Source organism: Aquidulcibacter sp. (assembly GCF_044346625.1).
Taxonomy (GTDB): Bacteria; Pseudomonadota; Alphaproteobacteria; order Caulobacterales; family Aquidulcibacteraceae; genus Aquidulcibacter.
The window spans coordinates 1-11,581 of the sequence record NZ_JBIIYV010000080.1; the positions used below are offsets into that span (position 1 = coordinate 1).

Genomic DNA, 11,581 nt, shown 5'->3' on the forward strand with positions numbered 1-11,581 from the left:
GGTGGCCCTCCCGATCGAGCAAAAATCTTATCGCCCAAACCTGCTGCGGCTTCAAAGCCCGCTTTGATCCCAACAATCGACCAGCATTCCAGGGCCGCCTAACCAAGGCCCCCGGATCGAAGTTTGAAAGTCCCATAGTCATCTCCTTCTCAGGCCCAAATTGGCCAAGGAGATTACTGAAAAATCGTCGTTAAAATCTGGCCTGATTGGCCGAAAGCGGAAGGTCTGGAGTGCGCATTCGCTCACAGCTTCAATAATAATCGCAAGACATGTGGCCGAAAGCTTACTCATTTTCCCAGTTCAACCAATAGCGCGCATTTCGGTTTTCACCTGTGCGTATGACGGCACCGAGATCGACCAAGCCAACGAGGTCACGGGTTGCCGTGGCGGGGGAAGCGCTGGTGATTTTCTGATAATTAGACGCGCTCATTCCCCCTTCAAACCCAGACGGCCCTGCCTCAAATAGGCGGAGGAGAGCTCGCTCTTGACGCGGATTGATGAGTGCCTGCAGGTCACTAAGCATTCTTGTCTTTGCGATGACAAAGAGGACGCGCCGACGGGTGTTTTGTTGGGCGGCAAGCACCGTTTCACCAAACCATTCGATCCAGGGATCAATCTTATTTGAAAGGCTCGCCTCATGCAGCTTGGCGTAATAGGCACGTCGGTGAAGCTTTATGGCCTCAGACAAAACGGTGAGGCTCGGTGCGCTGGTGGCTTGTGCTAGGGCAAGCTCTGCAATGGCGCGACCGATCCGCCCGTTACCATCTTCAAAAGGGTGGATGGATTCAAACCAAAGATGGGCGATTGCTGCGCGTGTCACAGCGGGCAGGGGCGCTGACCCTGTCGGACTGCTTGATTTAAACCAATCAAGAAAGGCATTCATTTCATCAGGAACCCGGTCTGATGGTGGGGCTTCAAAATGAATGGTTTCGCGGCCGATTGGACCGGAGACAATTTGCATCGCGTCAGAATGGTTGCGATATCGGCCAATACTCGACAGATCTCGTCGCCCGTTCATCAGCATGCCATGCCAAGCATAGAGCCGATCATGATCCAAGGGTGCATCAAATCCACGATAAACATCGCCCATAAGCTCGACGGCTCCGGCCTCTTTGGGGCCGGATCGACGTAAGGGGGCTTGAAGGCCCAATTGCCGTGCTAAGGAAGATTGCACGCTTTCGCGGTCCAAGACCTCGCCTTCAATCGCAGAACTATCGAGTGTCTCTTGCGTAATGAGGTCTACAGTCAGGGTAAGGCGCTCAAGTTTTGGAACATGGGCCATTGCCCCGACGATTACGCCCGCATTTTTGAGAAAGCTGGCCTCAAGAGCGGTGTAGGCTTCACTTGAAAAAGTGAAGCGGGGCCAATCTGATTGTTGCCAATTCCATGTCATGAGCGATAGTTAGCCCTTCTATCGCTCATAAGCAATGAATTTATGAGCGATAGGGGCGCGGCCATCGCTCAAACTTTCCGCAGACGCGGGGACTACAGACTATCCAAATGAGGCCGCAGGCTGTCTGCCGTTGCCAATAAATTGGCAGCTTCCAGAGATAGGAGAAATTCTTCTGGGGTGGTTTCAGGCCTTTTGAACCTTTCACGCAAGCGTCTTATGGTCGAGACGGCGCGACCTGTATCGAGCGCAATTGTGTCCGCAATGAAGTCGTCGGAGGATCGTGCTTCAATATTGAGGCGGCCAAGAATGTTGGCCGGAAAATCTTTTAGATTATCGGTGACGATTGCTGCAGCTTGGGTTTTCAGAGCAGCGGCTAAAACGTGCGCGTCGTTGGGATCGGGCAGGTGGCTTGAAACAGGCAGGAGGTGCTCAAAATCTACGACTTCAGCATCCTCGAAAGCTGCACGCATTTGTTGGATTTGGTGAGCAGCTTTTTCTTGCGCGGCTTCAAGTGTGTTGCCGCGCTTGTGCAGCATACCCATAATGGCCCGTTCTGTTTCGTCTAGAACGGGCGTCGACCAACGGACCCGAAAGAAATCTGCTTCAGCAAGTGACAGAAGCAGATTTCTCGGCAGCACTCTGGCTAAAGTGCAGGCATCGATAAATGCGGTGTATCGATTGGCAAACACGGCGCTAGAGGAGTTCCGCGTCTATGGCCGCAAGCGCATCGAGTGCCTGCCCGCGGCGGCCATCGCGCGAACGTTTATACTCAAAAAGATCTTCAGCCTTAATGCGCCTATGACGACCAACGCGCTCGAAGGGTAAATCACCGCGTTCCAAGATATTGATCAAGAATGGTCGTGAGACATTGAGAATGTCAGCGGCCTGTTGAGTTGTCAGTTGTTGGCTAATTGGAACCAAGGTTACAGCATCGCCTTGGCCGAGATGGCGCAGGAGCTCGATGAGCAGGGCTGACAATCCAGGCGTAAGCGTCACTTCAGTTGGAGGTTGATCCACATTTTGTTGGAGCCGCAACGTTGTGCCGCCTTGGGCATGGGCAGCCAAGATTTGGCGTAAGTTATTTGCGACCGCGCGCTCATTTGCTGAGGGCAATCGGCTGCCCAATTCTTGGGCGTAGGCTGGCATTGTCATTTTTCTCTCCCGACGAACTTGGTAAGCCCTATTCGAAATAAACGCAATAAACGAAATAAACGTAAACTGTGTCAGCAAAATGGCTTGAGCCTTCCAGCGCTTTGATCAGGCGGAAACGCTACCAGCGCGCCGAGCCATTTTGGCGACTTCGCTCAACCGACGCGTTTCACCATAGTGCCGATCTCGTTCTACGGGCAGGCCAAGCGGGCCTCGCAAACGCTCGATCTCTTTGAGACTAACCGAGCCTAACTCCGGACAGCCGTGCCCCAAATCACACAGACCAAAGGCAATGTCGGGATTATCGGGATCAATCTCGGTCAGAAGCCAAGTCGCATTCGCGTCGGGGGTAAATAGCTTCACGACCGGGGCGGGATCAATGTCCTCGCCCGCCGCAGAGCGTGCGCCATTGGCCAGTAATTTCTGACGGATTGCTTGGGTAAAAAGTGATTGTGTCATGTGAGCCTCCTTGAGGCCGCCGCGCACCATGCCGGCGAACCAGAAGCCCCCGAGCCAGACCCTTAGGTACAGCCGTCAACGCCCTTGCGGCTTGTCGGCAAACCGGGTCTGGCACCCATGCCCAGCATTCGCCAGCATGGGGCGGCAACTACAGCTTGGTTAATCAGGCATTCTGGACGGCCCTGAAGGAGGTAGCTGCTGTGCCAGATCAGGACTTCTCGTGGGTCATTTGAGGACAGAGGCCAAGAGGTCAACTAATCGACGACATTGCTAAGCCATTGTATTTTAATATTAAATAGGATAACCATCAAAAGGCCATCTCAGGGTGTGGACCAATACTCACACTGGCATGAACTATGCTTGGGTCTTCCTCTGCGGCAGGACCGCCTGTGCGGCCCTGCCGCGTCAACCAAAGGACGCCACAGCTTCCTGTGTGTCCTTTTTGGGGGGTGCAGGATGGGCGTTCGCGCACGACTTGTTTGTCTGGGAATTGGCGCAGTCATAGGATTGGCAGCCGCCACTCAAGTTGTTGCCTGGCGCTATCAGTTTCAACCAGCCCTTGGGTGGGGACTGATGATTGGGGATGGAGCCAAGCTCTATCCACCTTGGGATTTTCTGATTTGGGCTAAGACTTGGGGGCAGCTCCCCAAGCATCAGGCTGTAATCGGCTTGGGGCTCCCGTTCTTAATGCTGGGCCTGATTGTCTCGCTCTTTCTCATCAAGCTCTTTGATGCACCCACTGGGGCAGTGGGCTCTGATCTGAGCCTTGCCAAGAGGCGCCAAAGATCTTCTGGCTGGGGGGACAAGAAAGCGCTGATCAAAGCGGGGCTCACAAAAGAGCAAGGCGTTATTTTCGGCCGACTTGAGCCCGAAAGCCCGCTAGATCGGCTTTCCTTCATCGCACCAGATCTTTTGGTCTCGCCAGATATGAGGCCCATGTTGGTGACAGGGGGCACGCGATCGGGCAAGGGACGCGGGATTGTGGTCCCTAGCCTTCTTAATTGGAATTGGTCGGCTCTGATCTTTGATCCTAAGGCCGAACTTTGGGCCACAACTGCTGGCTTTAGAAAGAGCCTCGGTCCAACGCTCTTTTTTAACCCACGCTCTCCCTATACGGCGCGCTTTAATCCACTCGCCGAAATCAGCCCGGGTGAGGCCGCTGTTGGTCAAGTCAAACGTTTGGTGGAAATCCTCATAGAGCCAGGTGGACGCGATGGGCCATCCGACTTTTGGGATAAGCAAGGTGCCGATATGCTCCAAGCCCTCATCCTGCATGTCCTTTATACGGCCCCGGTTGACGAGAAGAATTTGGTGACGGTTCGCAATCTATCGGCTGACTTGGATTTAGCGGCAGCCCAGATGATTGCTACCCGCCATATTCCAAACCCAAAGGCTGGCCCCGAAAGCCCCAGAGAACCTGAGGGCAGTTGTCATCCTGATATTGCCCTGGCCGCGCGCGCATATGCGTCAGCGCATGAGAAGGGTCGCAAGAGCGTCCAGATGACGGTTCGCTCCTATCTCAATTGGATCGCCGGACACGAGATTGAGCGGTCGATCAGTGCGAGCGATTTCCGGATTGGCGATCTGATGTGCAACAGGGAGCCTGTCAGTCTTTATGTGCAGGTCTCACCTGGTGATTTGAAGTCCTTGCAGCCCTTGGTTCGGCTCTTTTTTCACTTGGCCTCCACAAGCTTTACCACTCATATTGAGACCGATAGCGACGGCAGGCCCAAAGAGAATGCGCTTTTGATGGCGCTCGATGAGTTTCCATTGCTGGGTAAAGTGAGCTTCTTTGAAGATGTGGTCCGCTTGGCTTCGGGCTATGGCATCAAGTGCCTCTTCATTGCCCAAAGCCTCAATGACATCTCGCGGGTCTATGGCACCAATAATGGCTTCTTGGACAACACCCAGATTTATGTGGCCTTTGCGGCCCTTGATCCAGTCACACGGGAAAAGGTCTCAAAGCTTACCGGCAATGTTACCGAGACGAGGGTGAGTTCCAGCCTACCCCATCATTTTTCAGGCTCGGGCGGCAGCCGAACTATGGCAGAAGTTGAACGGCCTTTACTCGATGTCGCCGAAGTTGGCGCTTTGCCCGACGAGAAGCAATTGATCTTTATCGCAGGCCATAGACCCTATCTTCTACCCAAGCTGCGCTATGATAAAGTTGGCTGGCTCGCCAAACGCGCAAATCGTGCCGTGCCAGACCAAACCAAGCAGATTGATACGCCTGAAAAGCCCAGCCATCCTTGGGCAAGGATAGAAAACTTTGGTTTTGATCCAGACGCAGAAGTCTCGCTAGCCGGCGAAAGTGGCGGCATGAATGTTCTTCGCCCCGGTGCGCCAGCGCATAAGGATACTCCCAAACAAGAAGTGCCCGTTGAAGTCGAGACACCAAAGGCGAGAAAAGCGCCTGCAAAGCAATCAAGACCACAACCAGCCCCGGACACAAAACCAATACCTGCAGCCTCCGCCCAACCTGCACGGAAGGCACCAGAAACTCCGGACTTTGACAACAACGGACCAACGGGCCTTGAAGAAGTGCGTCAATCTTGGGGCACAATCGAAAAGGATAAAGCCACACCACCTAAACCTTCCAATGACCAATTGGCCTTTGAGTTTGAGGTCAAAGCTGAGCCACCGGCCAATGTTCCCGAAGATATTTTGGACCAGCTACATGGAGGCAAAGGCTGATGGGCGCGCGGCCTCGCCTTGTTGCCAAACCCAAAGGGGAGGGCCTCAAACCACCTCCCGCTAAGGTGCAGGTCTATTTGTCAAAGGCAGGACTTGGGGCAGCGCTTGAACGCGAAGCCAAAGCGCGGCGGATAAGTTTAAGCCAAGCAGCGGAAGCCATTTTGGAACGAGGCCTTAAAGGAAAGATTGAAGCAGATCCCGGTGACCGCTTATTGGCAATCGAGCGGCGCTTGAGTGATCATATGCGTCTGACCGCACGGGATTTATTTGTCGTTGAAGAAATGCTCTTCATCGCGCTGCGCACCATCATTTCAAGACTGCCAGAACATCCCCAAGAGCGCGACCCTGATTATCGGGCTGAGATTGATATTTCGATGGATGAGTTCATGGATGAGCTCTCTCGAAAAGTTCGCCAAGGCCGGATGCAATTTGAGGCCGGTCTTAAAGAGCCACCCATTCAAGAGGCTAAAACCGCTGACCCCGCCAATGATCCAGCCCCAACTCAAATCGGTGAGGGGATTTAGGTCATGGGCAAGCTCGGTGATCATCCCATCATTGCCGAGCGCCGCCTTGAAGCTTTGCGTCACGCGCTGGGGACCCAGGTGCTCGCTGCCCTGATCGATCCAGAGGTTGTTGAAATCTTGGCCAATCCCGACGGGCAATTGATCCTCGACAAGATTGGTTCGGGCCGCGCCCCAACCAATCAAACCCTAAGCCCTGAATCCCGGGATCGCGTGGTCCGCTTGATTGCCGATTATGTTGGCGAGCCGGTCCTCCCCGAAGATCCACGACTATCTGGCATTTTGCCCGAGACAGGCGAGCGGTTCCAAGGTGTGTTGCCGCCGGTTAGTCGCGCGCCAGCTTTTTCTATCCGGAAGCGCCCTGCGAGAATATTCACGCTCACCGACTACCAAGCCCAAGGCATCTTAAGCCACGAACAAAAGACCCTCATCGAGCAAGCAGCCCAAGAGCGTCACAATATTCTGATCTCTGGGGGTACCTCCTCTGGAAAGACAACGCTTGCCAATGCCATTCTGGCATTGCCTGCTTTTGTCGATACCCGCACGATCCTGATTGAGGATACGCCTGAACTCCAATGTTCGGCTTGGGATCAAGTTGCTCTGCTGACGCGTCGCACCCCAAAAGTGATTGGGGTTGTTGATCTTGTTCGCGATAGCTTGCGCTTGCGCCCCGACCGGATTGTTGTGGGCGAGATGCGCGATGGGGCGGCAGCTCTTGAGACTTTAAAGGCTTGGAATACCGGCCATCCAGGCGGGCTTTCTACCATTCATGCCAATAGCGCCAAAGACGCGCTATCCCGCCTTGAAGACCTAACCGGTGAAGTTGCGACGAGTATCCCTCGGCGCGCCATTGGTCAGGCGATTGATCTTGTCATCCATATTGCGCGCTCCCGTGAGGGCCGTCGTGTGGAAGACCTCATTGAAGTCAGAGGAGAAGAAGAAGGAGCCTATCAAACGCGTAAAATCGGGTGAGAAAGACCTGATCAAGCGCCAAATCCTCGCTTTAGCGCCAGAGATGCGCTCGCCCAACCGGACCCTGGAGACAGAGGCCCGGCGAGACCATTTGGAAGAACCAAAATCAATCTAAGCTATTTATATTATTACATTTTCTTCCTTAAGTTGGCATGAGTTATGCACAGGATATCCACAGGGGCCAGAAGCGTCCCGGATTGGAGCAAAGCTATGAAAAATGCCAAATTTATCCGTCAGAGCCTTCTGACTTCGCTGACAACAGGCCTTGTCCTGGCAAGTCTTGCAAGCCCTGCCTTAGCCGGTGGCTCGGGCATGCCCTGGGAGGGCCCGCTGCAGCAAGTCGTTAATAGTTTGACCGGTCCTGTTGCCCAAGCAGGCGGGGTCATTGCGGTCACCATGTTTGGATTGGGCGTGGCCTTTTCAGAATCCGGTTCTGGCTTACGCCGCGGTGTCTCCATTCTCTTTGGGATCGCGATTGCCTTTGCCGCAGCAAGCTTCTTCATGGGCTTCTTTGGTTTTGGTGGCGGAGCCACCATCGGCTGATAGGCAAGGACCAAAGTAAGATCAGGGGAAGAAACCCATGAGCACTTTTCATCCAGATCGACCCGAGGGCTATGAGCTGCCCTTGGCGGGATCCTTGACCCAACCCATCCTGATGGCGGGCTTGCCCAGAGAATATGCCATTTTAATGGGGACACTGGCTCTGGTCTTGGGCCTTGCCCTAAAACTCTGGTGGCTGGGTCTGATCTGGTGGGGTGTCGCGCATGGGGTGGGCCTTTGGTTTGCCAAGGTCGATGCGCAATTCCTTGATGTCTTGCGCCGCCATCTGAGGCTTCCTGGCTATTTAGGGGCCTAGAGCCCCAGCCATCTTCGTTTTCAACACTTAATCTGCCATGGACGCGTTTGCGTCCGGGAGTGATATCCCATGCGCTTTCTCGATGAATTCCGCCAGAAGCCCATCACATTGGCTGACCACTTGCCTTGGGCTGCCTTGGTGGCACCGGGCGTGCTCCTCAATAAGGATGGGAGCTTTTCCGCCTGCGTCAGATTTCGTGGGCCTGATCTTGAAAGCTCGACGCCAGAAGAGATGATGGCTGTGCGGGCCAGGCTGAATAATATGTTGAAGCGCTTGGGCACGGGCTGGTGTCTCCATATGGAGGCAAGGCGCAGACAGGCTGATCCCTATCCAGATCAATCCCCCATCAATCCTGCCGCCTGCCTCATTGATGAAGAGCGTAAGGCTCACTTTGAACAAGCAGGAACAGCTTTTGAGACCGATCATTTTGCAACTTTCACCTGGCTGCCGCCGGCTGATGATGTCCGCAAGGCTGAGAACTTCCTCTTTCAAAATCGCTCCAGTGACACACGCGATTGGCACGAGAGTTTAGCGCTTTTTAAGCGCGAGATCAGGATCCTCGTGGACCTCATGGCCGATGGCCTACCTGAAGCGCGTCTCATGTCCGATGAAGAGTTGCTGACCTATCTTCATGCCACCATCAGCCCCAAAGACCATCTGGTCTCAGTCCCCGAGACACCTGTTTTCTTGGATGCTCAATTGGCTGACACGGCCCTTTATGGTGGGCTTGCGCCTAAGCTTGGCGATCAACATCTGCGCGTCGTCAGTGTCCGCTCCTTTCCCAGTCGGACCTTGCCAGGCCTCTTGGATGGCCTTGGCCAATTACCTTTTGCCTATCGCTGGGTGGCGCGCTGGATTGGTTTAGATAAGGACGACGCGGAAGCTGAGCTCCTCCGCCTCAGAAAGCGCTGGTTTGCAAAGCGCAAGGGGATGGGGACGCTTCTGCGCGAAGCCATTACGAAAGAAGATGTACCCCTTCTCGACCGCGATGCACAGGTCAAGGCGGATGAATGTGATGGCGCCCTTGAAGCACTTGGTGCGGAAGTATGTGCTTATGGCTGGCTCACCCTGACGATCACGGTCCTTGATGCCCATGAGGGCAGGGTGACGGAGAAGGCAAGAACCATTGAAGCCGCCCTCAACGCGCAAGGCTTTGTGGCTAGGACCGAAGACCTCAATGCGGTTGAAGCTTGGCTTGGGTCTATTCCGGGCGAACCCTATGCCGATGTGCGTCGGCCCATGCTGTCGACGCTTAATCTGTGCGATCTCTTACCCGTTTCGGCGGTCTGGGCCGGACCCTCAGAAGATGCCCATTTGCAGGGTCCACCTTTGCTGATCGCTGAGACCTCGGGTGCCACACCCTTTCGGTTGAGCCTGCATGTTGGCGACGTTGGCCACACGATGATTGTGGGTCCAACCGGGGCTGGTAAGTCCGCACTTTTGTCCTTCATGGCGCTGCAATGGCTGCGCTATCCAAAAGCCCGCGTCATCTTTTTCGATAAGGGCAGGTCCGCGCGGGCTGCAACCCTATGTGCCGGGGGACGTTGGCAAGGGTTGGGACCGGGGTCTGAGTTTGCTCTACAGCCACTGGCCCGTATTGATGAGCCAGCTGAAAAGGCTTGGGCTTCAGAATGGTTAGCAGAGACAGCCGCTGCCGCAGGCATTGTTATAACGCCCAAGCACCGTGAAGAGATTTGGGCAGCACTTTCAAGCTTAAGTGAAGCCCCAAAATCCCAGCGCACGCTCTCGATCTTTTCAGCCCTCTGTCAGGCGCGCGACATCAGTGCGGCGCTTGAACCCTTCACGCTCAAAGGTCCCCATGGTGCACTTCTTGATGCCGATGGAGCGCCTCTTGCGCCATGCCACTTTGAGACGTTTGAGTGCGAAGATCTGATGGCGACGCCGAGCGCTATTGGCCCGGTCCTGACGGCCTTGTTCCATGAGATTGAGCATGGTCTGGATGGCGCGCCCACGCTTCTTGTTTTGGATGAAGCTTGGCTCTTTCTTGGAGAGACAGGTTTTGCGGCCAAGATACGTGAATGGCTGAAAACGCTACGGAAGAAAAATGTCGCGGTCGTCTTTGCAACGCAAAGCTTGGACGATGTTGTTAATTCGCCGATTGCCACAACCCTGATTGAGAGTTGCCCCACCCATATCTTCTTGCCCAACCCTCGCGCGTTAGAACCCGCAAGTGCTGACCTCTACCGGCTCTTCGGGCTCAACAAGCGCCAGTTGGAATTATTGGCCTTTGCAGCTCCAAAACGGTCTTATTACATTCGCCAACCTCGGGGCAGGCGGATGTTTGATCTGCGGCTCAAGGGAGCGGCACTCGCGATTTGTGGGGCGTCTAGCCCAGAGGATCAGAAGCTCATCGAGCAAATCTCACAGGCCACAAAAAGCCAAGTTGCGTCAGATGCCTTTGTCCGCGCGTTTCTTGAGGCCAAAGGCTTTATTGGTGTGCAGGGCCTTTTTGACGCGCTGAACGCCAGTCCAGAAATCGCCAATGATTTTCCAGCTTCAGTCTTCGCAGATGTCATCGCGAATGATCCGAGCACTTTAAATCCTGGAGGGCCTTTCCATGTCGCGCGCTAAATCAACATCCAAATTCACCATTGCCGCTTCTGCGCTCGCGCTTCTTGTTGGGGCTACAAGTTTCATTTTGCCTCAAGCCGTTCAAGCCGCAGTCGTTTATGATCCCACCAACCATATCCAAAATGTTCTCCAAGCAGCCCGTGCTTTAGAACAAATCCGTATACAGACAGAACAACTCACGGCCCAAATCCGTTCGCTTTCCAAAAGCCCTTATGACCATTCTAAAGAGATTGGTCAGGCGATGCAGGCCTTGGATGATCTGGGGCAGCAGGCGCGGGGACTTGCAACCAGCGTGCGCGGTCTGGATCGACAATTCTCAGACCTTTATCCAGAAAATGGTACCGCGCGCTCTGCCATGGCCCGTCTCGAAGCCGCCGCCCGCCGAATTGAACTCTCTCGCCAAACGGCAGAAGATCTCGCCCAGACGGCCGCAAGTCTTGAAAGCGCACGACCCAATCGGGCGGCGCGCATGCGAAGGGCGCTGGCGGCATCGCGGGATGCAGAAGGCGAGACAGGGGCAATCCAGTCCTCTGTACAAGCGCTCGGTGTGCTGTCTGAACAACTCGAAGGCCTCCAAGCCTTGATGGCGGCTCAGTCCCGCTTGGCCGCTCAAGAGGCAGCCGAGCGTGCGGCAAATAAGCAAGAGGCGATTGCGGCCCGCCGTGCCCAATGGGCGCGAAAGGCTCAAAAGCCAAAAGCGCCAGCCTTCAATCCTTTGCCTAACGCGCGTCAGTAGGGTTCTTATCATGGCTGTCTCATCCCAAACTGCCAATGATCTAATGACGGTGTTCTCCGGCACTATCTCCGCAGGCTTTTCGAGCCTTGCAGGACCCGTCAACGGCATCTTCGGGCTGATGATTGCCTTGGTTGTCGCCTTAACCGGTATTCAGTGGGCGGTATCATCCAATCGCGATGTTCTGGCCGGAGCCTTTTCAAAGATCCTCG

The 11,581-nt window shown here is 54.8% G+C and carries 11 protein-coding genes and 1 pseudogene; 8 read left to right on the forward strand and 4 right to left on the reverse strand.

Features of this window, described 5'->3' with window-relative positions:
- Positions 1-283: 283 nt before the first annotated feature.
- The 4 genes from ACIQ20_RS14210 to ACIQ20_RS14225 form a co-directional block, all read right to left on the reverse strand.
- Complete coding sequence (locus tag ACIQ20_RS14210; RefSeq protein WP_395781399.1) at positions 284-1,393, reverse strand: Fic family protein; 1,110 nt, start codon at positions 1,391-1,393, stop codon at positions 284-286.
- 92 nt (positions 1,394-1,485) lie between these two features.
- On the reverse strand, positions 1,486-2,082 hold the full coding sequence (locus ACIQ20_RS14215; protein WP_395781401.1) for a PIN domain-containing protein: 597 nt from the start codon (positions 2,080-2,082) through the stop codon (positions 1,486-1,488).
- Positions 2,083-2,086: 4 nt separating this feature from the next.
- The gene (locus ACIQ20_RS14220; protein ID WP_395781403.1) at positions 2,087-2,545 is read right to left on the reverse strand and encodes a helix-turn-helix domain-containing protein; all 459 of its coding nucleotides are present in this window, start codon (positions 2,543-2,545) and stop codon (positions 2,087-2,089) included.
- Between the two features lie 105 nt (positions 2,546-2,650).
- Entirely contained in the window at positions 2,651-3,001 is a 351-nt protein-coding gene (locus tag ACIQ20_RS14225) for a DUF2958 domain-containing protein (RefSeq protein ID WP_395781405.1), read from the reverse strand.
- A 456-nt stretch (positions 3,002-3,457) separates the two neighbouring features.
- Here ACIQ20_RS14225 and ACIQ20_RS14230 point away from each other — a divergent pair, with 456 nt between their 5' ends.
- The 8 genes and pseudogenes from ACIQ20_RS14230 to ACIQ20_RS14265 form a co-directional block, all read left to right on the forward strand.
- On the forward strand, positions 3,458-5,695 hold the full coding sequence (locus tag ACIQ20_RS14230; protein WP_395781407.1) for a type IV secretory system conjugative DNA transfer family protein: 2,238 nt from the start codon (positions 3,458-3,460) through the stop codon (positions 5,693-5,695).
- Positions 5,695-6,219, forward strand: a complete 525-nt coding sequence (locus ACIQ20_RS14235; RefSeq protein ID WP_395781409.1) for a hypothetical protein — start codon at positions 5,695-5,697, stop codon at positions 6,217-6,219. The genes ACIQ20_RS14230 and ACIQ20_RS14235 overlap by 1 nt, the downstream gene beginning before the upstream one ends.
- A 3-nt stretch (positions 6,220-6,222) precedes the next feature.
- Positions 6,223-7,188 carry a P-type conjugative transfer ATPase TrbB gene (gene trbB / locus ACIQ20_RS14240; RefSeq protein ID WP_395781411.1) on the forward strand — a complete coding sequence of 322 codons (966 nt, stop codon included), beginning with the start codon at positions 6,223-6,225 and terminating at the stop codon, positions 7,186-7,188.
- Between the two features lie 210 nt (positions 7,189-7,398).
- Positions 7,399-7,731 (forward strand): TrbC/VirB2 family protein, encoded by a 333-nt coding sequence (locus ACIQ20_RS14245; protein WP_290818425.1) that lies wholly within the window; start codon positions 7,399-7,401, stop codon positions 7,729-7,731.
- Positions 7,732-7,768: 37 nt separating this feature from the next.
- Positions 7,769-8,044, forward strand: a complete 276-nt coding sequence (locus ACIQ20_RS14250) for a VirB3 family type IV secretion system protein (RefSeq protein ID WP_395781413.1) — start codon at positions 7,769-7,771, stop codon at positions 8,042-8,044.
- 69 nt (positions 8,045-8,113) lie between these two features.
- Entirely contained in the window at positions 8,114-10,636 is a 2,523-nt protein-coding gene (gene trbE / locus ACIQ20_RS14255; protein WP_395781415.1) for a conjugal transfer protein TrbE, read from the forward strand.
- A complete protein-coding gene (locus tag ACIQ20_RS14260) occupies positions 10,623-11,372 on the forward strand; it encodes a conjugal transfer protein TrbJ (RefSeq protein WP_395781417.1) in 750 nt (249 codons plus the stop codon). The genes trbE and ACIQ20_RS14260 overlap by 14 nt, the downstream gene beginning before the upstream one ends.
- A 10-nt stretch (positions 11,373-11,382) precedes the next feature.
- Positions 11,383-11,581 (forward strand): annotated as a pseudogene (locus tag ACIQ20_RS14265) (P-type conjugative transfer protein TrbL); the annotation flags it as partial.